This window comes from Paenibacillus methanolicus (genome assembly GCF_008124765.1).
In the GTDB taxonomy this organism is placed as follows: Bacteria; Bacillota; Bacilli; order Paenibacillales; family Paenibacillaceae; genus Paenibacillus_Z; species Paenibacillus_Z methanolicus.
The window spans coordinates 783,311-805,852 of record NZ_VNHS01000001.1 but is presented as its reverse complement, the minus strand read 5'-3'; the positions used below and the strand labels follow the sequence as shown (position 1 = coordinate 805,852).

General features: G+C 59.0%; 22 protein-coding genes. 15 read left to right on the top strand and 7 right to left on the bottom strand.

What is annotated here, in order from left to right; translation table 11 throughout:
• Positions 1-37: 37 nt before the first annotated feature.
• A complete protein-coding gene (locus BCM02_RS02955; RefSeq protein ID WP_148927536.1) occupies positions 38-694 on the bottom strand; it encodes a class I SAM-dependent methyltransferase in 657 nt (218 codons plus the stop codon).
• Positions 691-1,665, bottom strand: coding sequence for a CgeB family protein (locus tag BCM02_RS02950; RefSeq protein ID WP_187433992.1), 975 nt, complete (start codon positions 1,663-1,665; stop codon positions 691-693). The genes BCM02_RS02955 and BCM02_RS02950 overlap by 4 nt, the downstream gene beginning before the upstream one ends.
• A gap of 213 nt (positions 1,666-1,878) precedes the next feature.
• On the opposite strand from BCM02_RS02950, the gene BCM02_RS02945 reads away from it, so the two are divergent.
• The 3 genes from BCM02_RS02945 to BCM02_RS02935 are packed head-to-tail and all read left to right on the top strand — an operon-like array spanning position 1,879 to position 3,771.
• Positions 1,879-2,913, top strand: a complete 1,035-nt coding sequence (locus BCM02_RS02945) for a glycosyltransferase family protein (RefSeq protein WP_148927534.1) — start codon at positions 1,879-1,881, stop codon at positions 2,911-2,913.
• Positions 2,914-2,950: 37 nt separating this feature from the next.
• A complete protein-coding gene (locus BCM02_RS02940) occupies positions 2,951-3,550 on the top strand; it encodes a DUF2642 domain-containing protein (protein ID WP_148927533.1) in 600 nt (199 codons plus the stop codon).
• Positions 3,551-3,573: 23 nt separating this feature from the next.
• The gene (locus BCM02_RS02935; RefSeq protein ID WP_148927532.1) at positions 3,574-3,771 is read left to right on the top strand and encodes a hypothetical protein; all 198 of its coding nucleotides are present in this window, start codon (positions 3,574-3,576) and stop codon (positions 3,769-3,771) included.
• A gap of 16 nt (positions 3,772-3,787) precedes the next feature.
• Here the strand turns inward: BCM02_RS02935 and BCM02_RS02930 are convergent, their stop codons facing one another.
• Positions 3,788-5,077 carry a glycosyltransferase family 2 protein gene (locus BCM02_RS02930; protein WP_187433991.1) on the bottom strand — a complete coding sequence of 430 codons (1,290 nt, stop codon included), beginning with the start codon at positions 5,075-5,077 and terminating at the stop codon, positions 3,788-3,790.
• Positions 5,078-5,336: 259 nt separating this feature from the next.
• Here BCM02_RS02930 and BCM02_RS02925 point away from each other — a divergent pair, with 259 nt between their 5' ends.
• Together BCM02_RS02925 and BCM02_RS02920 are read left to right on the top strand one after the other, a co-directional pair.
• Complete coding sequence (locus BCM02_RS02925; RefSeq protein WP_148927530.1) at positions 5,337-7,442, top strand: transglycosylase domain-containing protein; 2,106 nt, start codon at positions 5,337-5,339, stop codon at positions 7,440-7,442.
• Positions 7,443-7,666: 224 nt separating this feature from the next.
• On the top strand, positions 7,667-8,392 hold the full coding sequence (locus BCM02_RS02920; protein ID WP_425466149.1) for a 3-ketoacyl-ACP reductase: 726 nt from the start codon (positions 7,667-7,669) through the stop codon (positions 8,390-8,392).
• A 130-nt stretch (positions 8,393-8,522) separates the two neighbouring features.
• On the opposite strand, the gene BCM02_RS02915 is transcribed toward BCM02_RS02920, so the two are convergent.
• Both BCM02_RS02915 and BCM02_RS02910 read right to left on the bottom strand, forming a co-directional pair.
• Positions 8,523-9,233 (bottom strand): DUF977 family protein, encoded by a 711-nt coding sequence (locus tag BCM02_RS02915; RefSeq protein ID WP_148927529.1) that lies wholly within the window; start codon positions 9,231-9,233, stop codon positions 8,523-8,525.
• A complete protein-coding gene (locus tag BCM02_RS02910) occupies positions 9,214-10,842 on the bottom strand; it encodes an ATP-binding protein (protein ID WP_148927950.1) in 1,629 nt (542 codons plus the stop codon). The genes BCM02_RS02915 and BCM02_RS02910 overlap by 20 nt, the downstream gene beginning before the upstream one ends.
• A gap of 225 nt (positions 10,843-11,067) precedes the next feature.
• Between BCM02_RS02910 and BCM02_RS02905 the strand changes: the two genes are divergently transcribed.
• The 7 genes from BCM02_RS02905 (at position 11,068) to BCM02_RS02875 (ending at position 16,943) form a co-directional block, all read left to right on the top strand.
• The gene (locus BCM02_RS02905) at positions 11,068-12,078 is read left to right on the top strand and encodes a Bug family tripartite tricarboxylate transporter substrate binding protein (RefSeq protein WP_425466148.1); all 1,011 of its coding nucleotides are present in this window, start codon (positions 11,068-11,070) and stop codon (positions 12,076-12,078) included.
• Between the two features lie 71 nt (positions 12,079-12,149).
• Entirely contained in the window at positions 12,150-12,611 is a 462-nt protein-coding gene (locus tag BCM02_RS02900) for a tripartite tricarboxylate transporter TctB family protein (RefSeq protein WP_148927527.1), read from the top strand.
• A 13-nt stretch (positions 12,612-12,624) separates the two neighbouring features.
• Entirely contained in the window at positions 12,625-14,151 is a 1,527-nt protein-coding gene (locus BCM02_RS02895; RefSeq protein ID WP_148927526.1) for a tripartite tricarboxylate transporter permease, read from the top strand.
• A gap of 45 nt (positions 14,152-14,196) precedes the next feature.
• Entirely contained in the window at positions 14,197-14,454 is a 258-nt protein-coding gene (locus tag BCM02_RS02890) for an HPr family phosphocarrier protein (protein WP_148927525.1), read from the top strand.
• A gap of 33 nt (positions 14,455-14,487) precedes the next feature.
• Positions 14,488-15,903: an NAD-dependent malic enzyme gene (locus BCM02_RS02885; RefSeq protein ID WP_148927524.1), complete on the top strand. Its 1,416-nt coding sequence runs from the start codon at positions 14,488-14,490 to the stop codon at positions 15,901-15,903.
• Between the two features lie 115 nt (positions 15,904-16,018).
• Positions 16,019-16,297 carry a hypothetical protein gene (locus tag BCM02_RS02880; RefSeq protein ID WP_148927523.1) on the top strand — a complete coding sequence of 93 codons (279 nt, stop codon included), beginning with the start codon at positions 16,019-16,021 and terminating at the stop codon, positions 16,295-16,297.
• A gap of 103 nt (positions 16,298-16,400) precedes the next feature.
• Positions 16,401-16,943 carry a hypothetical protein gene (locus tag BCM02_RS02875; RefSeq protein WP_425466139.1) on the top strand — a complete coding sequence of 181 codons (543 nt, stop codon included), beginning with the start codon at positions 16,401-16,403 and terminating at the stop codon, positions 16,941-16,943.
• Positions 16,944-17,031: 88 nt separating this feature from the next.
• Here the strand turns inward: BCM02_RS02875 and BCM02_RS02870 are convergent, their stop codons facing one another.
• Positions 17,032-18,108, bottom strand: coding sequence for a branched-chain amino acid aminotransferase (locus BCM02_RS02870; RefSeq protein WP_148927521.1), 1,077 nt, complete (start codon positions 18,106-18,108; stop codon positions 17,032-17,034).
• Positions 18,109-18,235: 127 nt separating this feature from the next.
• Here BCM02_RS02870 and BCM02_RS02865 point away from each other — a divergent pair, with 127 nt between their 5' ends.
• The gene (locus BCM02_RS02865; protein ID WP_148927520.1) at positions 18,236-19,150 is read left to right on the top strand and encodes a LysR family transcriptional regulator; all 915 of its coding nucleotides are present in this window, start codon (positions 18,236-18,238) and stop codon (positions 19,148-19,150) included.
• A 98-nt stretch (positions 19,151-19,248) separates the two neighbouring features.
• Positions 19,249-20,007, top strand: coding sequence for a hypothetical protein (locus tag BCM02_RS02860; protein ID WP_148927519.1), 759 nt, complete (start codon positions 19,249-19,251; stop codon positions 20,005-20,007).
• 114 nt (positions 20,008-20,121) lie between these two features.
• On the opposite strand, the gene BCM02_RS02855 is transcribed toward BCM02_RS02860, so the two are convergent.
• A complete protein-coding gene (locus BCM02_RS02855; RefSeq protein ID WP_148927518.1) occupies positions 20,122-20,922 on the bottom strand; it encodes a 3'-5' exonuclease in 801 nt (266 codons plus the stop codon).
• Between the two features lie 149 nt (positions 20,923-21,071).
• On the opposite strand from BCM02_RS02855, the gene BCM02_RS02850 reads away from it, so the two are divergent.
• Positions 21,072-22,289, top strand: a complete 1,218-nt coding sequence (locus BCM02_RS02850) for an MFS transporter (RefSeq protein WP_148927517.1) — start codon at positions 21,072-21,074, stop codon at positions 22,287-22,289.
• Positions 22,290-22,542 lie beyond the last annotated feature (253 nt).

Here is a 22,542-nt window from a genome sequence, read left to right as displayed (position 1 = left end):
TCCGGGTGCCTGTTCGCGTTATGCCGCGCCTTGCTCGCTAGTCTTTGCGGAGTACAGCGCGGAAGCAATAGATGCCGCCCCACATGGTCGTATAGACCGCATTCGCCGGCAACGCGAAATCCGTCTCTCCCGCGAAAGCCAAGCCTGCCTGCTCCATATGCCGCTGGAACCGGCCGAGATCGATGTGCGGGTAATCGAACGTGAGGATGATTCGTCCGCCAGGACGCAGCACTCGCCGAAATTCAAGCAGCGCCGTCAGCTGGTCGGCTTCGGGCATCTCCTCGAGCACCGAGATGCAGAAGACTTTGTCGAAGTAGTCGTCCGCGTAAGGGAGCTGCATCAAGTTGCCTTGTTTCAGCCTGACAAGGGGCAAATAGCGAGACTCGACCAATGCCGCGACGTCGGGTCCGAACCAGCTGCCGGCGATCTCCGCGAGCAGGCCTTCCGGCGAGGCGATCAGCGGGTTCAAGTCGCAGGCATGCGCTTCGCGCGCCGCCGTGCCGACATAGAATTTGAACGGATGGACGATGCCCGCGGCCGCATCGAGCACGACGTCTTCGCTGCCGACGAATTGCTTGGCCCATTCATATTCATACAGCCGGCTCCACCAGACGTCCGGGAACCTGTACAGCAGCACGTCGCTGTTCGGATCGTCGGTCGTGAAGAACCGGGAGCGGTTCAAGTCTTCCGTCATCGTCCGTTCACCTGCTTTCCGTGTAATTGCGCCAGCTTGGCTTCAATCTCCCGCGCGCGGTGCGCATACGTGTGATGGGCGTAGACGAATTCCCGGCCTTGCCGTCTGATGCGCTCTGCTTCATCCGGATGCGATTGATAATACCGGTACAACTCCACCGTCTCCTCGGCCGAAGTGGACCATACAAGATGCTTATGGTTATCGAACATCGCCTCCATCGCCGTCGTATGCTGCGTGAAGAACAAGCCGCCGCAACCCAGCACCTCGAAGCTGCGCATCGCTTGCATCGTCCTCGAACCGTTAATGCTGTGTAAGCCAAGCACGAATGGGGTGGACGCGCACAAATCCGGCCAGTGGATATAGCTTAAGTATCCTCGATACAACGCGGGATCGATCGTATAGGAAATTCGGCCATTAATCCAATTCTCGTCTCCGTAAAAGGCGATCGGATAGCCGGCGGCAAGCAGCGGATCGATCATGATCGCAAGTCCCGCCTTGCGATTGGCATGCGCTTCGTAATTGTTGCCGACGAACGCGAGCTCATGACGGAATTCCGGCCGATACCGCCCGGTAGCGTGGAACGACGGATTACAGGCGAACGGGACGCAGATCGCCTCGACGCCATTCGGCGCATAGACTTCCCGCAGCCATTCCTCGCAGGTGGTCAGCGTCAGTATCGAAGCCCGTCCATAAGCGAGGGAAAGGTTGGACGCGACCGGATCCTCGATGGCCCAATATAGATGCGGAACGCCGCATTCTTCGATTAGGGGAAGCAGCAGTTTCTCCCTACCGACGCCGCCTTCGGTCAGCAGATAGTCGGGCTTGAAGTCCGCGATGCGTCTTCGGATCCCATCCGGATGATTGTCTTCGGGCGGAAGGATGTCGGTCACCCAGCCGATGTCGCGAAACCCCGGCGCCAGGCCGAACGAAATAATCGGCGCCCAATTCAAAAATAAAATCCTCAGGTCCATCCCTCCCTCATGCGAACGAATCGCGAATGTCCATAGCCATTGTATGTTTCTCGGTTCGAGTTGACTTGGCCATGGCCCCAGGCGGCGAAAATGCCGTATTTGCCTACCCGGGACATAGGCGGACAGCCTGCTAGGTGGATGCACAGTCGCATGCCGGCTCTTCCTCATATCGTGTAGAATCCCAGAAAATGTCGTAGAGGGGGCTTAGGCTCAGTGGATACCGCCATCACCATCGTTTATCCGCCCGCGATCGATTACCGGTTCATGCATCAGCGTCCGCAGCAAATGATGAAGGCGTTCGCCCAAGCCGGCGCGAACGTCGTGTTCATCAATCCGGCGGATTTATATGAACAGCAGGAACCTGTCTTTTATCCGTTCGAGGAGCTGCCTAACTTCGTCGTCATCCATCGATCGGTCGACTTCAAGCCTTTCGTCAAAGGGCGATTGGTGTTTTGGTGCGCCGTGAACCAAGGCTGGTTCATCGATTGCTACGATCATGATCTGGCCGTCTTCGACTCCTGCGATCTGGCCAAAGGCGAATTCTCGGCCTGGAAGGACGTCGTTCCGGTCATGGAACGCAAGACGCAGTTGACCTTCGCTTCTGCCGAGGCGATCTACCGCGAGCACGCGGAGCGGGGAATCGCGACGGTGCTGCTGCCGAACGGAGCGGATTTCGCGCATTTCAAGCCGGCGGAGAAGCGGCTTGCGCGTCCGGCGGATCTGCCCGATACGGATGGACGGCCGCTCGTCGGCTATTACGGCGCGGTATCGGCTTGGCTTGATGTCGAGTTGATTTACGCGGCGGCGGAGCGGTTCGACGTCGTCGTCATCGGCGCAAGCCCGCTCTATAACCGGGATATCCGTCATCGGAACGTAACCGTGCTGCCGATCAAGGATTACCGGGAACTGCCCGCTTATCTCAGCTGGTTCGATGCGGCGCTCATTCCGTTCCTGCTCACCGAGATGATCGAAGGATGCGATCCGGTCAAATTCTACGAATATATTTCCGCGGGCAAACCGGTCGTCGCCTCGGACATGACGGAGCTGCGAAAGTTTCGTTCGCTTGTCTATACGGCCAATACGGCTACGATTGCCGACGTCACGGCCCGGGCGATCGCGGAGGATCATCCGATACGCGTCCGTTGGCGGCAGAAGCACGCGCAGCGCAATTCGTGGCTCAGCCGGGCGCGCGTGGCGCTCGCTCACATTCAAATGAAGCTTGATTTGGCGAAACCCAGCATCCGTTAAAACTCATTCTATTAATTGGCGAGGAGTGACATCGGTCATGGCTACACCGGAAGGAAAGGAACGGCCGGCATTATCCGCCGGCGAATTGAAGCGATACACGCTGCAGCGGAGCGAAGGGAGAGCCGTGGTTGGAACGGTGGTCGCCCGAGGCATCTCCGTCAAAGCGAAGCGCAGAAGACAGCGCGCGCTCTCGTGGAAACGGGCGCTAAACCGTTTGCGCGGCCAAGCGCTGCAATGGATAAAAGACGTCAGCGATTCCGTGGAAAGTCTGACGAAATCCGTCTCCGGCCTGACGGCTCACGCCGTTCGCGCCGGCAACGAGATCACCTCGCTGCACAGACGAGTGGACGCGCTCGACTTGGAAGAGGAGGCCTATGCCGCGCGGATTACCGGCGAGCTGGCGGTCATCCAAAATCGGCTGGGGGTGCTGGCCCGGGAGGTCGCGGCGCTGACGCCTCGGGAGACGGTCATCGCCAATTTGCTTCAGTCCCGGATTAACACGGCGATTATTATCGAGACGGATGCCGGCCCGGTCGCGGGGACGCTCATCGAGGTCGGCGTCGATTACGTCGCGATCGCGGAAGCATCCGGCGCGGTCGTGTTGATTCCCACGAGTCAGATCAGCTCATTCCAGTAAGAAGGATAAGGAGGAGAAGGAGAATGGATTTTCTATCGGCGCTTACCAGATATGTCGGGCGCAGGGTGGAGGTATTCCAAACGACGCAATACGTGAGCGGGATTCTCATTGGCGTCGGCGATGGATTCTTCCACATTCAAACGAGCGGTACGGCCTATGGCGGAGAGCCGCCGACGACGATCAGCGCCGCGAGAACGGAATTGGTGCGCATCATCGCATAGCCGATTATTAACCCGGTCAGCGCATGATTTCGCTCTCGGCCCAGCGTCGCCATTGCTCATAGCGCGAGCCGCCTTGGCGCGAGCTGCTTCCTTCTCGGATCCGTCGATGATAGAGCGGTTGATCGACGTAGGCGCTGCGGTACTGCCTAGTCATCGCGACCAATATGCCGATATCCTCGAACCAGCGGCCATCGAACGGATCATCGACGCGCCAGCCGCCTCGTTCTCTCAGCGCGGCAATGTTGTAGGCGCGGACCGCAACCGTCTCGCCGCTTCGAATCAGCCGAGCGGGGTCGAGCTGGCGCGCCTCGAGGCTGCGTCCCGCATAGATCAGCTCGCCGCCCGGACGTTCGCGCCAACGGTGATGGCCCGAGTAGATTACTTGCGGCGCGGACGATTCGGAACGGATGGCGAACGCCAGCTGATCCAGACATTCCGGGGTCAGCCAGTCGTCGGCGTCCAGTTCGACGAGCCATTCTCCGGAAGCATGGGCCAATCCGGTGTTCAACGCTGCGGATTTGCCGCGATTAACAGGGTGGGCGAGACGTTTGATTCGCGGATGCTCGCGAACCATCGCCAGCACCGCCGCCGTGTCATCCCGGGAGCCGTCGTCCACGAGAACGAGCTCCCAGCGGTCATTCGTCTGCGTCATTACGCTGCGAATGGCCCCTTCTACATAGCGCGCTTCATTGTATACGCAGAGTACGACCGAGAACAACGGCGCGCGTTTGGGTTCGCTTCGTTCGGGCGGGCGGGCGAAAACGAGCGGAGCCGCGGCGAGATCGGCTTCGTCGGAGCGGCGCCATCGCGGTGGTCTGACGGGCGAAGGCGCCCATGACGAGCCGTCCCATTCCGGCCATTGCCACGACTGAGCACCGAGCGCGTTCGCCAGCAAAGGGAGCGCATACCGTTCAAGCGGGAACGAGCGGCGATCGGGAAATCCGTTGAATTCTGAACCGGAGACGGCCGAGGAGCGCCATACGATGGGTCCCCGAAGCTTGATTCGCAGCTCATCTTGGCCGTCATTCGCGCGAACTACCGGCAGTGCGCCGGCAGCCGTGTCCGGTAATCGCAGGACAAGCTCCTCCAGCCGCGCGCCGAAATCCATCGCAAGCCGTTCGCCGGCCAGCAACGTGACGAACCATTGGCAGGGCTGGCTCCTTAGCGCTTCATTCATGATTTTCCCGACATCTCCGGTTACGATATGAACCTCGTAACGTTGAAGCAGCGAGGAGGCTAGTAGTTCCTTTCTTGTCCTCTCGGCTTCCGCCGGTCTTTCGTCGACATTAAGAATAAACGCGTGCATGCTCGTCGCTGTACCTCCCCGTCGCTCGTCAAGCGGGCTATTTATTCTCATCTTATTCCGGCAGGCGGCTTCGGGGGACTCCATAGCCTCTGTTTCATCTTCTTCCGAATCGTGTATGTACCTGTGACGCTCCCGGACGACGCCAAGTTGACGGCATTTGGTCGCGACGTACCGAAAAACGGACGTTCTTCCGAACGTTTGTGGTAGCGCAAGGTGAATCGGCTATCTATATTTGAACAATCGAACAGGGGGCAAGCAGATGAGAGAGAAACAGAACCGGTCCGCGATGCCCGGCAGGACCATGCTCGCGCGCGTCGGCACCCTGCTGCTGGCCGGATCGGTAATCAGCGGCGCCGCCGGATTTGGCGCATTCAAGATGATGGTGGCAGCGCAAGACGTGAGCACGTTAAGCGAACCGCTCCATAGCGCGACGGTCATTATGGATAAAAATGGCAAAGAAGCGAGCCGCGTCTCGCTGAATAAAGTCGAGCCGGCAACCTTCGCCGAACTGCCGGAACATCTCGTTGCGGCCGTCGTCGCGGTCGAAGATAAGCGGTTCTTCGAGCATGACGGGGCGGACCTGCGCTCCATTAGCCGCGCCGTGTACGCGAACCTGAACGCCGGCGGCAAAGCGGAGGGAGGCAGCACGATCACCCAGCAGCTGGCGAAGAACGTCTTTCTCTCCCATGAGAAGACGTGGACCCGCAAGTGGAACGAGCTGCTGCTCGCGCAGAAGATCGAAACGGAGTACGGCAAGGAGCAGATCTTCGAACTGTACATGAATCATATCTACTTCGGCGAAGGCGCATGGGGGATCAAGCGCGCGGCGAGCGTGTATTTCGGCAAAGGCGTCAAGCAGCTTACGCTAGCCGAATCCGCGCTGCTGGCGGGCATTATCAAGGCCCCGTCCGCGCTTACCCCGAAGAAACATCCGGAAGAAGCGAAAACGCGCCGAAACATCGTCCTGGATCTGATGAAGGAGCAAGGACGAATCGACGCCGAGCAATACGCGGCGGCCATTATGGAGCCGATTAAGCTGCTGGAGGAGAAGCCGGATCGGACGGAAGCGATCCGTTATCCGTATTATGTCGACGAAGTCATTCGCGAAGCGACGGAAGTATACGGTTTGTCGGAAGAAGAAGTGCTGCACGGGGGACTTCGCATCTATACCGCGCTCGATCCCGCGATGCAGCAGGCGGTCGAGCGAACTTACGCGAATGAAGAGCTATTCCCCGCAAGCGCGGGCGATCAGCTCATTCAGAGCGCCGCGGTCCTTGTCGATCCGCGAGACGGAAGCATCCGCGCGCTCGTCGGCGGAAGGGGCGAAGCGGGCTTCCGCAGCTTGAACCGGGCGACCCAGATGAAACGCCAGCCAGGTTCGACGATGAAGCCGATCGCCGTCTACGCGCCCGCGCTGGAGAAGGGGCGTCATCCCGGAACGATCATTGTCGACGAACCGGTCGATTTCGGCGGTTACTCGCCGAAGAATGCGGACGGTCAATACCACGGAGCCGTGACGCTCTACGACGCGCTCATTCATTCGTATAACGTCCCGGCGGTCAAGACCTTGAACGAGATCGGAATCGAGGCCGGAATAGCATCCGCCAAGAAGTTCGGTCTAGCTTTAGCCGAGGGGGACAGGGCGCTCGGACTCGCGCTCGGCGGTCTACAAGAGGGCGTGTCGCCGCTGGCTATGGCCGAGGCGTTCGGCGCGCTCGCCAGCAGCGGCTCCCGCAATTCTTCCTACACGATCACGCGTATCGAGAACGAATCGGGCGACGTGTTGGCGAGCCGGGCGGAGACGGCTCCGGTGCAAGCCGTGTCGTCCGAGACGGCCCGCACGATGACGGCGATGCTGGAAGGCGTCGTACGCGAAGGAACGGGCAAGTCCGCGGCGCTCGAAGGGCGCCCCGTGGCCGGCAAGACCGGCACGACGCAGATGCCCGGCACGAACGGCGACGGCGCGAAGGATAACTGGTTCGTCGGCTATACGCCGCAGCTGGCCGCCGCCGTCTGGCTCGGCTACGATCGATCCGACGCCGATCATTATTTGACCACCACGTCGAAAGCCGCGGCGGCCGTATTTCGTTCCATCATGACCGGCGCGCTCGCGAACGAACCGGTCCTTGCGTTCCAGCCCGTCAGCGGCGTGCCGCCTATCAAGCCGCGGCCAGCGAAGCAGCGCCAAGACGAAGACGAAGACGAGGATGAGCGGGAAGTCCGCGAATGGTTGAAGGAGCTCGAGAACCACGACAAAAAGCGCGAACAGGAATTCGAGAAGTTCAGGAAAGAAATCGAGAAGAAGAAGAAGAACGAGTGGAAAGAAAAACGCGGCGGAAAAGGAAAACATGACGACGAAGATTAAAGCTTAAACGTTATGTCCGATGCCGGTGCTTCGTCTTAAGGCGAAGCACCGGCATCGGGCCGTTATGATCCCGAAGAAGGCTGTCGAACGGCAAGATTGAGCAGCGTTGAACGCATTGTCTCCGCCTTATTCGATGGGAGACAATTTGGAGCGGCGGTCGCCCTGTGATAAACTGGATGGGGTTGTTCGGCTATTACCGGGGCTTGCCCCAATCAGAAGGAGTGATCTTATTGACTGCATTACAACAGCAAACCGCAATCATAACCGGCGCAGGCAAAGGTATCGGACGGTCCACGGCGATCGCGCTCGCGAAAGAAGGCGTGCATCTCGGTCTCATCGCGCGCGGCGAATCCGATCTCGCCGCGCTCAAGGATGAACTTGCGGCATTCGGCGTGAACGCATATTACGCGACGGCCGACGTGTCGGTCAAGGAGCAGGTCGATGCCGCGGTAACCGAATTGATCGGCAAGCTCGGACGCCTCGATATTCTGATCAACAATGCGGGAATCGCGTCGTTCGGCAAGGTGATCGACATGGACCCGCAGGAGTGGGAACGCATTATCCAGGTCAATCTGATGGGTACCTATTACGTGACGCGCGCCGCGCTGCCGACGATGCTGGAGCAGAACGGCGGCGCGATTATTAACGTGGCGTCCACGGCAGGTCTGAGCGGGTTTGCGACAGGTTCGGCCTATTGCGCATCGAAGTTCGCTGTCATGGGACTTACCGAGGCGCTCATGCAGGAGGTGCGCAAATCGAATATTCGCGTCACGGCGCTCACGCCGAGCACGGTGAATACCGAGTTGGCCACGAACGCGGGATTGAAAATCGGCGACGAAGATCGGATGATGCAGCCGGAGGACGTGGCGGAGCTCATTACGGCCGCGCTGAAGCTGCCTGCGCGCGTCTTCGTCAAAGCGGCCGGGATTTGGACGACGAACCCGCAGTAATTTTGATTTAGGGCATTAACTATAAAGACGACCACGAAAAAACTCGTCATGCGAGGGGGAAAGCCCGCGCTTGACGAGTTTTTTCGTTAATCATGATGCGTTTAATCACGATGTCATTTAATGCGGTTAATCATGATCGTTTCTTCGTTCTGTACACTCGCTCCGGTCGTCCGACTACGCCGTACGACAAATCCGCATAGGCATCGCCTTGACCGACAAGATGCTCCAAATAGCGGCGGCTCGTGGAGCGACTGGCGCCGATCAGCTTCGCGACCTGCTCGGCCGTCATGCCGATGCTATCGGAAGCGAGCGCTTGCACGACTTTGTCGAGCGTCAGCCGATCGATACCCTTGGGCGTCAGGACGTGCATCTCGCCGCTCTCGAATCGCGGTGTGCCGACCGTTAGTCGGTCCACGTCCGATTGGCTCAACGAAGCGGTTCGCGAGAGACGGTCCAGGTCCGTCCGGAATGCCGAATAACGAACCAGCGTCTCCTTGAGCCGGTTAAATACGAGCGGCTTCATGATATAGTCGAACGCGCCGCCGCGGATCGCTTCGCGCACGGCTTCGCTCTCGCGGGCGGCCGTGATCATAATCACGTCGGTCTCGCGGTGCTGGGCGCGTATATGATGTAGCATCGAGAGGCCGTTCGACCCGGGAAAGTAGATGTCGAGCAGGACGAGCTGCGGGTTCAGCACTTCCAGCTGCGCGGCCGCCTGCGGCTCGTCGGTGGCGATGCCTACGACGCGGAAGCCTTCGATTTGCTCCACGAACCTTCGGTTGATCTCCGCGATTTTGACATCATCCTCGATGATGAGCACCTCAATGGCCGGATTCGTCATGACTTTCATGCTCCTTTGGCGCCGCATTCTTTCGCTTGGGGATGGCTGCCGTAAAGTGGGCGCCTCCCATCGGGCTGCGGTCGTACGTAATATAGCCGTTCAACTTGCGGACGGCATGTTCGACCAACGACAGGCCGATGCCCCGGTGTTCGCCTTGCTTGGTCGAGAAGCCGCTGCGGAATATCGAATCGCCGAGGTCATCCGAGATGCCCGCTCCGTTATCCTCGCATTCGATGATCAAGTCTTCGCCCAAATCGGTCAGGAACAGCGCGACCTCGCCTTCTTGATCGGGATGGCGCTCGAGCGCGGCATCCATGGCGTTGTCGACGAGGTTGCCGATGATCGTCACGAGATGAGCGCGGTCCACATGCGCCGGAATATCGCGGAACGAGCTCTCCTCGTCGAGACGGAAAGCGATTCGCAGCTCGCTGGCGTGGTTATACTTGCCGATGATGAGGCCGCCGATGACCGGATCCGGGATCTCGCGCATGATGAAGTGGATCAGATTCTGATGGACGTCCGCTTCTTTGCTGATCAGATCGATCGCTTCCTGGTACGACTCCAGCTGGATCAAGCCGGAGATCACGTACAGCTTGTTCGAGAACTCATGGGTCTGCGCGCGCAGCGACTCGGCGAAGCGCTTCACCTGCGACAGCTCTTCGGCCAGACGATACAGCTCGGATTTGCTGCGGAAGCTGGAGACGGCGCCGGTGACGCGATCGTGGAAATCCCGGATGGGCACGCGGTTGGCGATAACCTCCTGATCGCCGATGACGAGTTCGCGGTCCGATTGCGGCATGCCGGTGCGCACGACCTCCATTAAGCCGGTGTTCGGAATAAGCTCCTCGATGTGGCGGCCGATGACGCTCTCGCTGTCCGGAATATGCATGAGCCGGTTCGCGTACCGGTTCGCCAACGTCACGCGGCCTTCCTGGTCGATCGCGATAACGCCCTCGCGGATCGATTCGAGAATCGCCTTCTTCTCCGTATACAGCTCGCCGATCTCCTTCGGCTCGAGCCCGTGTATGGAACGTCGCACGCTGCGGGCGATCAGCACCGAACCGATCGCCCCGATGATCAAGGCGATGCAGGAGACGGTCAGCACCTCCGTCTGATAGGCGTCCGCGATCACGTCGATCTCGTCGGTCAGGAAACCGACCGAGACGATGCCGATGACGGCGCCGTCCTTATCGAAGATCGGCGCTTTGCCGCGAAGGGAAGGGCCCATGGAGCCGGTCGCCCGGGAGATGATCGAGCGACCTTCAAGCACGGGCCCGTTGTCGCCGCCGACCATCCGGCCGCCGATCCGCCCGGGAATCGGGTGCGCGTAACGGATGCCTTCCCGGTTGCCGATGACGATATATTGCGCGCCGGTCTTCGCGCGGGCGGACTCGGCGATCGGCTGGATGCGCGCGGAAGGATCGGGATCGTTGAACGCATCTCGGATCTCCGGCATAATCGCGATCGTCTCGGCGACGGTTAACGCGCGCGCGCCGATCTGTTTATCTAATAAAGTCGTGATGACGACGTAGAAGATGCCGCCCAGGCTGACCGTGACGAACGCGAGCAGGGAACAGAGGAGCAGGATAAGCTTCGTTTGCAGCCGCATGGCGCCAGCGCCTTTCATAAGAAGTGCTCTTATTGTAACACAACATGTAACCGCTATCTTGAGGTCTGGCCGTGAACAAAATGAACAAAATGCCCGAAATCGCGTTATTTTCGTTTATGTCCTTAACATTCTCATTTGCGGCGGCGGATGTTATTCTGAAAGCGCTTCAAAGAAAGCGTATACAAAAATGAAACGCTACCCTGGGAGGGCTTATACATGAAAAGAATGCTCACGAAAACATGGAAAATCGCGCCGGTGCTCGTGCTCGCCGTAAGTCTTGCCGCATGCGGAAGCGCCAAGAACGGGGAGAGCGGCGGCGCCTCCTATCCGGATAAGGCGCTGACGATCGTCGCACCGTCGGGAGCGGGCGGCGGCTGGGATATGACGGCGCGCACGATCGTGAAGGTGCTCACCGAGACGAAAGCGACCGACAAGCCGATAACCGTCGAGAACAAGCCGGGCGGAGGGGGCGCGGTGTTCATGGCCGAATACGCGACCAAGGACGCGAAGGACAACTACAAACTGTTCGTCAATTCGCCGCCGATTCTGATCAACCATCTGAAGAAGGAAGGCAATTCGCCTTACGGCTATGGGGACACGACGCCGCTTGCGCAGCTGACGAAGGATTACGGGGCCATCGCCGTATCGGCGGACTCGAAGTACAACGACCTGAAGACGCTGCTCGACGACTTGAAAGCGGATCCGACGGCCTTCACCGTCGCGGGCGGTTCGGCGCCGGGCTCCATGGACCATCTCGTGTCGATTCTGCCGGCCTTTAAGTACGGCATCGATCCGAAGAGCGTGAAGTACGTCTCCTACGACGGCGGCGGCGAAGCGATCACGGCTCTGCTCGGCGGCAACGCGGACGTGCTGGGTACGGACGCCTCTTCCCTGGATCAATACGTGAAGGCCGGCAAAATCAAAGTGCTCGCCGTCGAATCGCCGGAGCGCCTGGGCGGCAGCCTGGCGGAAGTGCCTACGCTCAAAGAATTGGGCATCGACGCGGAATTTCTGATCTGGCGCGGCATCTTCGGTCCGAAGGAGATGAGCGCGGACGCGAAGGCATTCTGGGACGGCGCGCTGACAACGATGACCGAATCCGAAGCGTGGAAATCGGAGCTTACGGCCAACAACTGGCAGAGCGACTACAAAGATTCGGAAGCGTTCAAGACGTTCCTTGCGGAGCAGGAAGGCCAGCTGAAGGAAATGCTGACGGCGCTTGGCATGCAAAAGTAGACAAACAACCGCACGAGGGAGAGCATCGTACCCGATCGCTCTCCCCCGAGCGTTCATAGAGGAGTGAGAAGATGAATCATTCGTTCGACCGTTACGCCGGCATCGTCTTTTGCGCGATCGGCATCGCATTCATCATCGGCAGTCGCGGCATTACGGCAAGTTCGTATGGCAGCAACGTCGGGGCCAATGTCTTCCCGATGTTCCTTGGAGGGTTCCTATCGCTGATGAGCGCCAGGCTCATCTATGAGACGTTCCGCAGGCAGAAGCAGGAACGGCGCAAGACTAACCTCGACTATAAGCGGTTCGGCATTATTTTCGTATCGGCCGTGTTATATGCGTTATTGCTGGAGCCGGTTGGCTTCGTAATCACGACGTTCGCGTTCCTCATGATCGGCTTCCAGACGATGGAGCGCGGCAAGTTGTGGAAATCCGCGGTCATCGCCGGCCTATTCTCGTACGGCGTCTATTATCTCTATGTCAATGTGCTGGAAGGGTCGCTGCCCGGCTTTCCGGCGTGGTTAGGCTTATCCTAGGAGGCGAACGCGCATGAGCACCATCGATTACTTGCTGAACGGCCTAAGCACGGCCATGCAATGGCAAAATCTCGTCTTCGTCTTCCTCGGCGTCTTGATCGGCACCGTCGTCGGCGTTCTGCCGGGCATCGGACCGATGAGCGGCGTCGCGCTGCTCATCCCGATTACCGCATCCTTGACCTCCGGCTTAAGCGCGGAAGAAGCGGCGACGAGCTCGATTATTTTGCTGGCGGGCGTCTATTACGGCGCGATGTACGGCGGCTCGACCACCTCGATTCTGCTCAATACGCCGGGGGAATCCTCATCCGTCGTCACGACGCTGGACGGCTATCAGATGGCCAAGCAGGGGAGGGCGGGCGCCGCGCTCGCCATCGCCGCGATCGGCTCGTTCTCGGCAGGACTGATCTCGCTGATCGGCCTGATCTTCCTGGCCCGACCGCTGTCCGCGGTCGCGATCAAATTCGGTCCGGCCGAATACTTCTCGCTGATGGTGCTGGGCTTGCTCGCGATTAGCGGATTAGCCGGCAAATCGATGGTCAAGTCGCTCATGATGACCGCCTTCGGCTTGCTGCTCGCCACGATCGGCATCGACAGCGTATCGGGCGTCGAACGGTTCACGTTCGGCCTGCCGGAGCTGTATCAGGGCTTAGAGTTTCTGACGATCGCCGTCGGGTTGTTCGCGGTCGGCGAAGTGTTCAAGACGATTCTCGAACGGGACAACAACGATGGGGAAATCGCGAAGATCAACCGCATCCTGCCCACCAAGCAAGACTTGAAGGACAGCGCGGCTCCGATCGCGCGCGGTTCCGTACTCGGCTTCTTCATCGGCTTGTTGCCCGGCGCAGGCGCGATTCTCGCCTCGTTCTTCGCTTATGTCATGGAGAAGAAGCTCAGTCGCGACCCGTCCAAATTCGGCAAAGGCGCGATCGAAGGCGTCGCCGCGCCGGAATCGGCGAACAACGCGGCATCGGGCGGCGCGATGATTCCGCTGCTTAGTCTCGGCATCCCTTCGTCGGGCACGACGGCGATTTTGATGGGCGCATTCATTATGTATAACGTCCAGCCGGGTCCGCTTCTGTTCCAGGACCATCCTCAGATCGCCTGGGGCGTCATCGCCAGCATGTTTGTCGGCAACCTGATGCTGCTGCTGCTCAATATGCCGCTCGTCAAAATTTTCGCGAAAGTCATCGAGACGCCGGCCAAGTATTTAATTCCGTTAATCGTTGTCTTCTCCGTATTCGGCGTCTATGCGGTACAGTATTCTGTCTTCGACCTTATGCTCATCATGGCATGCGGCGTCATTGGGTACGTGCTCCAGAAGAACGACTTTCCGCTGGCTCCGCTCGTGCTCGGTCTCATTCTCGGTCCGATGATGGAGAATAACATGCGCAGAGCGCTGACGATCTCTAACGGCGACTTCATGATCTTCCTGCAAAAGCCGGTGTCGCTGGCGTTCCTGATTATCGGTCTGCTATGGGTGACGATCCCGCTCGTGCTGAAGCTGCGCGGCAAGAAGGTGCTCGTGAACGAAGAAGGCTAGTTCGAAGTTTTGCAAATACAGCTTTATGAACGGAGGCGTTCAAGGATGGACGGATTAGGCACGCGAGCGATCGTGGATATCAATCAGACGGCGAACCGGTTCCGGTCGAGCATCGTGATGAAGGCCGGCAGCCGGATTATCGACGTCAAAAGCATCCTAGGGCTTAGTTTCTCGCTGCTCGGACACGACCGCTATGAGCTGGATATTCACGGGCCGGACGAGGAAGTGGCGAGAGATGCCATGCTGGACGTGTTCCGCAAGCATGACTTGGCGGCCGTATTAACCGCGGCGCAAGACGAATAGGGGAACGAGAACGAATAGAAGGGCGGAGAGCGCATGGCCATGCCAAAAAGCGCAAGCAGCAATATCGTCATCCGGGTGGAAATGGAGAAGGACGCCGCCGCATTCGGCCGCATCGCGACGGCAATCGGCAATTGGGGCGGGGATATCGTCGCCATCGACGTGAGCGGCGGCGGGAAGGCCGTCACCGTCCGGGATTTGACCGTGAATATCGTCGACGCGCACAGCAAAGACATGATCGTGCAAGTACTGGAATCGCTGCCCGGCGTGCGCGTACTGCAAGTATCGGACCAGACGTTCCTCATGCATCTCGGCGGGAAGATCGAAGTGACGCCCAAGATCGTCATCAAAACGCGGGACGACCTGTCCCGCGTCTACACGCCCGGCGTGGCGAACGTCTGCATGGCGATTCGCGAGAATCCCGACAGCGCGCACAAACTGACGATCAAACGCAATACTGTCGCCGTCGTGTCGGACGGCAGCGCCGTGCTCGGGCTCGGCAACATCGGGCCGCTCGCCGCGATGCCGGTCATGGAAGGGAAGGCAATGCTGTTCAAGCAGCTCGCCGGGGTCGACGCGTTCCCGATCTGTCTGGACACGCAGGATACCGAGGAGATCATCGCGACGATCAAGCGGATCGCGCCGGCTTTCGGCGGCATCAACCTGGAGGATATCTCGTCTCCACGCTGCTTCGAGATCGAGCAGCGCCTGATCGAGGAGCTGGACATTCCGGTCTTCCACGACGATCAACACGGGACGGCGGTCGTCTTGCTGGCCGGCCTCATCAACGCGGTTAAGATCGTCGGCAAGCGACTGGAGGATTGCAAGGTGGTGCTGTGCGGCGTCGGCGCAGCGGGGATCGCGTGCACGAAAATATTGCAGGCGGCCGGCGTCACCCGAATCGTCGGCGTTGATCGCGAGGGCGCTATCGTGCGCGGCAGGGACTACGCTCATGCTGCTTGGCGATGGTATGCCGAGCATACGAATCCGGACATGGAGAGCGGCTCGCTGTCCGATGTGCTGGAAGGCGCGGACATCTTCATCGGCGTATCCGGCCCCGGCGTGCTGAAACGTGAAGATCTGCAACGCATGGCTGCCGATCCGATCGTCTTCGCTATGGCGAATCCGACGCCGGAAATTTCGCCCGAGGAAGCGGAAGGGCTCGTCCGCGTCATGGCAACGGGACGCTCCGATTACCCGAATCAGATCAACAACGTTCTGTGCTTCCCGGGCTTGTTCCGAGGCGTACTCGATTGCCGCGCTTCGCGGGTAACGGAATCGATGAAGCTGGCGGCCGCCCGCGCGATCGCGTCCGTCGTTAGCGACGAAGAATTGAGCGAGCTTTACATTATACCGGGTGTGTTCAATCCGCATGTGGCCGAACGGGTGAAGGAAGCCGTCATTCAAGCAGCCTATGCTTCCGGCGTCGCCAGACGTAGGGAACGGGGATAAAAGAAGCGCATTTTCGCGTTCGTCGCGGAGATGCGCTTTGTTATAGTGCAGAATAAGTTAGCGTTCCCTCCCTCATACTACACACATCTTAGCGAGCGCAGGACGGAGTGGAAAGATGAAGGAGCGGTTCTACGCGACGGTGGAATGCGCGGAGCGATACGGCACGGCGAACAAGCAGTTCGAATTGTACTGCGAATTCGGCAAGATGCCGTCCATCGGCGATTACGTCGAAGCATTCCGGCGCAAAGGGCACGAGCTCGAGATCACCGATTTCATCACGATGACCTTCAAGCCGGTCAATCCAAGCCAATCGCCGGTAATCGCTTATAGGGTGATCCGGGCGCTGAAGGATCATAGCTTTACGGCGGATCAGCTTCGCATGAAACCTCTCTGACGACCTGCGCCAATAGCGCGGGTCTATTTTTGTTCATGGTTTGATCCAACCATCGGAGTGCGGGTACAATACGGGTAAGAAGCAAGGGATAGGAGGGATGGGCGTGAACAAAATCGCTAGATCCGTCGAATTCGGCTATGAGCCGACGAATGACAGCCGGAAGGGAACTTTGATCTACTATGATGCGTTCGATGATCATGCGAGCTCGGTCGGGTTAAATGAAGCGGCCGCTTACGCGGAGGAACGGAATTACGAGAAATTCGTGCTGTATCCGATCCATGAAGAGACGGCGAAGCGGATGGGCATCGCCTCGGCGCGTCCTTATCACAGAAGGCTGGACGACCTGCACGAGTGGAAGCGCGATGCGCATCTTCCCGATATTCTGATCGAAGGGCTCGATGGCAAAAGGAAGAAGTACACGCCGATCGATACCGCGCTTCGCCATATGGCCGACATTTACCCCAAGCCGTTCTTCCTCCTGATGACGCCGGAGATGGCGAACCGGTTCGCGTCGTATTCTTCCTTCGAGGAGTGGATTACGCGGCTTCGTCTCGTACTGACGGAGCGGCCGGAGGCGCCGCATCCGAAGCTGGTTCAGGCGAGCAGGCGTTGGGATACGCTGCGGGACGAGGCGAAGAATTCGTAATATCGCGGTTAACGCGGAGTAAGCAAAAAAACCACCGGCGCCGCTGCTATCGAGCAGGTTGCCGGTGGTTTTCGCTTTTGTCGACGGATTAGGCTTGCGGAACTTCGACCGTCCAGCCGAACGGATCGGGCAGCGTGCCGTTCTGAATGCCGGTGAGCGTCTCGTACAGCTTGCTGGAGAGCTCGCCCGTCTTGCCGCCGTTGATGGTCAGACGCTCGTCCCGCCAGTTCAGCTCGCCGACCGGGGAGATGACGGCCGCGGTACCCGTGCCGAACGCTTCTTCGAGCGCGCCGGTGCGTCCCGCTTCGTAAATCTCTTCGATCGTGATCGGACGTTCGATGACCGGAATGCCCCAGCTCTTGATTAGCTGAATCATCGAATCGCGCGTGATGCCGGCCAGGATGCTGCCGTTCAGCGCAGGCGTATGCACTTCGCCGTTAATCTTGAAGAAGACGTTCATGCTGCCGACTTCCTCGATGTAGCTGCGATGCACGCCGTCCAGCCACAGAATCTGCGAATAGCCTTTCTTGGACGCCGCTTCCTGGGCGTTCAAGCCGGCCGCGTAGTTGCCCGCCGTCTTCGCTTCGCCGACGCCGCCTTTGACCGCGCGGACGTGGTCGGACTCGACGAAGATCTTCACCGGGTTAATGCCTTCCGCGTAATAGGCGCCGACAGGGGACATGATGATCATGAATTTGTAGTGCGTCGATGGCGCCACGCCGAGCGCGGCTTGCGTCGCAATGACGAACGGGCGAATGTAGAGCGACGTGCCCGGCGCGTCCGGAATCCAATCCTGGTCAACGCGCACGAGCGCCTTGAGCGCTTCGAGAGCAAGCTCGCCGTCGACGTCGGGAATGCTGAGACGCGCGTTCGACAAGTTCAGACGCTGGAAGTTCTTCTGCGGACGGAACAGCTGGATGCGTCCGTCTGCCGTCCGGTAAGCCTTGAGGCCTTCGAAGATGGTTTGTCCGTAATGGAATACCTTCGCGGCCGGATCGAGCGTTATCGGACCATAGGGAACGATGCGGGCGTCATGCCAGCCTTTGTCGACCGAGTAGTCGAGGATGAACATGTGATCGGTGTAATGGATCCCGAAGCCCAGTTTGTCCGAAGCGGGCTTCTCTTTCTTGTGCGGGGTTAGCGTGATGTCGATCTGGTAGGCCATGCAGCGTTCTCTCCTTTGGATGTCGTTTCACTATATTGAATGCTACCACTCCTTGGGGTATATTAAAAATATCTATTTGATGTGATTCATATACCCAAAAGGTATGGGTGAAGGAGTGCAACGCGAGTTGGATTTGCGTCAATTGAAATATTTTGTCACCATAGCGCAAGAAGAGCAAATTACCCGGGCCGCCAAGCTTCTGAACATGGAGCAGCCGCCGCTCAGCCGGCAGCTCAAGCAGATGGAGGAGGAGCTCGGCGTCACGCTGTTCGACCGCAACGGCAAACGGCTCAAGCTGACCGACGCCGGCGAACTGCTGCGGGTGAAGGCCGAGACGCTGCTCCTCCAATTCGACGAAGCGATGAAGGAAGTGAAGGAGCGGGAGCAGGCCGTGCAGGGCGTGCTGTCGATCGGCTCCGTCGTCTCCTGCATCTCGCTGCTGCCGAAGCGAATCGAGACGTTCCGCCGCCGTTATCCGCATACGACGTTCAAGATCGCCGAGGGCGATCATTTCTATCTCGGCGAGCTGCTGGACAAGCGGTCGATCGAACTGGTCGTCGCGCGGCTGCCTTTTGAAGCGATGACCCGGGCGACCGCGTATCAAGTATTACCGCTGCCTTCCGATCCCTTCGTCGTTGTTATTCCTAGCGCATGGGCGCGCTATTCGGACAAGCGGTCGATCCGCATGAAGGAGCTGGCCGATTTCCCGTTCCTGACGCTGAAGACCGACAAGACGCACCGTATGCATCAACAGGTGGTGAGCGCCTGCAAGCGCCACGGCTTCGAGCCGGACATTATATGCGAATGCTCCAGCGTCGCGATCATCATGTCGCTGATCGCCGAGGGAATCGGGGCGACGGTATTCCCCAAATCGGTCATGTCGTCCTTCCCGTCCACGATCGTCAAAATGCTCGACATCGAGGACGCGGATTTCCAGTCGGATGTCGGCATATTATGGCTGAAAGACCGTTACCTGTCGAAATCCGCCCAGCTGTTCATCGACAGCTTCCGAGATCCCGACAACCACGGCGTCCTTCGCTAGGCGCCAGGGAATGAATGCCAACGCAACCGTCCATACTATACGCCATGATGGCTGATTGACCGGTCCAATCGTTTTGTTGAAAGCGGTGAAATGCGAATATGATGGAGAAAGCAATCATCGAAGGTTGGGATGTGTATCTGCTCGCCGGCATCGGCTCGACGAGAGCGTTCTTCACGGACTGCAAGGCAGAGCTCGCCGCCAGGCTCTCCCGCGCCGGGAAGGAGCCGGCCATTCGCGAGCTGTTCCCTTACGGAGATCAGACGCAGAGCATGGTTCGCCAAATTTACGACGTGCATGGCGATCTCTCCCGGGTCCGCTCGGCCCGGCTTGGCGGAAGATCCGCGGCGCAGCAGGTGAGAGAACGCTCGCTCGGCAAGCCCGTCCTGCTGATCGGCCATAGCGGAGGAGGCGTCGCCGCTTATCAGGCGGCGAGCATGCTTGCGGACGAAGGCGATATTCCGGACTTCCGCGTCGTGCAGCTCGGTTCCCCGAGGGTGCCGATTCGCCAAGAGCATAAGAGCCGCGTCAGTTACTTCTACGCCGTCGACGAGGCGCTGAAATATCGCGATCCGATAACCCGCATCGGCACATGGGGCGGCTGGAGCCGCAGCAAGCTCGGACTGTTGTATTGGGACCGGCGCAAATATGCCCCGGCCCAAGTCGCCACGCTCACGCTGCTCGGCGGTCATCCGCATTACTTTCGCAGCCGGGCGCCATATGTGCATCATGAACGGGGCTCGAACCTATCGCTGACGCTGAACGCGATACTGGGAGCCGGCGCTGTTGCCGAAGCGCGAGAAGCCGCTGCGGATGCATACGGCGCCGCCATCACCGCGAATGCCATACCGGAGAGCTGACAGAAAGGATAAGAACGCAGGCGTATGCCGACGTAGCCCGAGATGCAAAATAACCCTACCGTTCCAACAACGGCAGGGTTATTTCTTGTCGTCTTGCGCAGGAGAGACGCCGTGTTACGCATTCGTATCGGCGGTCTCCGGCTTCTCGCGCACCGGCTTATCCGACACCGGTTTGGCCAGTTCTTCGTGAAAATATTGCTCCAGCTCCGCGGATTTGCGCGGATCGGTCAGCGCGATACGGTCCTTCAAATATTTCTCCACGAGCGTCTCCCATTGCGGCGTTTGCCGCTGGGCGCGCATGGAGCGGATCGCGTTCTTCACCATCCGGCGTTCCTTGGAATTGGAATACGCGTCCTTGAATTGCTGGCTCCGGGTAAAGTCCAACCCGCCCGCGATGGCGCGAAGAATTTTCGCGGTCATGATCGCGTCGTCCAGCGCCCGGTGGGCGGAGCCTTCCGCTTCGATCGCGAGCTCGGCGAGCGCCGCCTCGACGCTGACGTCGTTGGTCACGTTTTTGACCCGGAGGTAGCCCTTCAGCAAATCGAAATACGTCGCGGCCATCCAGAAGGCATCGTCTTGCTTGTGCATGCGCGTATCGTAGATGATGCGCTTCAAATCCTCGCCGCCCCAGGTAATAAGGAGGAAGGATTCGCTCTTGGACAGCCAGGCGATGAAATCGGCGCTCACTTTGCGGAATCCGGGCGCAATATCGATGTCGGCTTGGGGGATGCCGGTTTTCTTCTTGATGAAATTGTTCAGCTTGGCGAAGTACACCGGCTTGATGAGCGAGGTGAACGTGTCAATCTGATTCATATCGGCGTCCAGACGCACCGCGCCGATCTCGATGACTTCCATCGGCAGCTCGCTTGCGAATTTCCGGCCGTTAAATTCGATGTCCAACACAATATAGTCCACTAGTGAAGCCTCCTGGGTATGATCCGATACAAGGACTGTATAGGTTCACGCATTCAAACTTGATTGCTTCATTTTAACAGAAAGTGAACGCGAAGTGGGATTTCTTCGCCGCCCGTACGCAAAATACCTTACCGAAAGGGGCAATCCGCATGGGAATCGCCGCTTTAATGAAGGAGAAGAAGTCGCGCAAACTGCTGTTAAGCGCGGGACTGAGTTGGCTGTTCGACGCGATGGACGTGGGGATGGTATCGTTCGTCGTCGCGGCGCTGGCGGTGGAATGGGGCTTAAGCGCCCATCAAATCGGCCTGATCAGCGCGATCAACGCGATCGGGATGGCTGCCGGTGCCGCTTGCGCCGGCATATTGGCCGATAAATACGGCCGCGCGAACGTGCTCATCCTTACGCTGCTGATATTCTCGGCGGCCAGCGGCTTGTCGGCGCTAGCGGGCAGCTTCGCGGTGTTGTGCATCCTGCGTTTCGTCACCGGCTTCGGTCTGGGAGGCGAGCTGCCGGTCGCCTCGACGCTCGTGTCGGAGTCGGTGCCGGCAAAGGACAGAGGACGCGCGGTCGTGCTGCTCGAGAGCTTCTGGGCGCTAGGGTGGATCGTTGCCGCGCTCATCGCGTATTTCGTCATTCCGGATTACGGCTGGCGCGCGGCGTTCGTCATCGGCGCCGCTCCCGCGCTCTACGCGCTCTATCTGCGGAAGGCAATCAAGGATCCGCCAACCTTCGAACGGGCCAGAAGCGCAAAGCTCACGATCCGGCAACGGGTCGCGGCCGTCTGGTCGGCGGAGTATAAGACCTCGACGCTCATGCTGTGGATATTATGGTTCATGGTCGTATTTTCCTACTACGGCATGTTTCTGTGGCTGCCGACGCTTATGTTGAAGAAAGGGTTCACGCTGGTCAAGAGCTTCGAATACGTGCTTGTGATCACGCTCGCCCAGCTGCCGGGCTACTTCACGGCGGCTTACTTCATCGAACGATTCGGCCGCAAATTCGTGCTCGTCTTCTACCTGCTCATGACCGCGGTCAGCGCGATCTGGTTCGCGCTCTCCGACTCCCCCGGCATGATCATAACGGCCGGCATGAGCTTGTCCTTCTTCAATCTTGGCGCATGGGGAGGCATGTATGCCTATACGCCGGAGCTGTATAAATCCGAGGTGCGATCGACCGGCGTCGGATTGGCGGCTTCATTCGGCCGGATCGGCGGTGTCATCGGCCCGTATCTGGTCGGCGCGCTGATCGAGGGCGGCGTCTCCATCTTGTCGATCTTCATCATCTTCTTCGGCGCGATTCTCCTCGGCGCCGCCGCCGTGCTGTTCCTTGGGAAGGAGACGAAAGGGCTCGATCCGGACGCGGCGTAATAACGAGCAACGACGTCGCGCCTCAAACCTTATCGAGACCGATATTGGACAAACCGTCTCAATTTATTGGCAAATGCTTGCAACATAGACAAGTCCTCGACCGTCAGGAGCTTAAACGCCTGGCGGTTCTTTGCGTTCGCCTCGCGCGGCGGATAAAGTTTAACGTTTCTTTAGCGACCGAACTGTCGTAAGAGAACGTAAATGACAATATATTGATTATCGTTGAAATTCAAGAATGGTGTCGAATAATCGA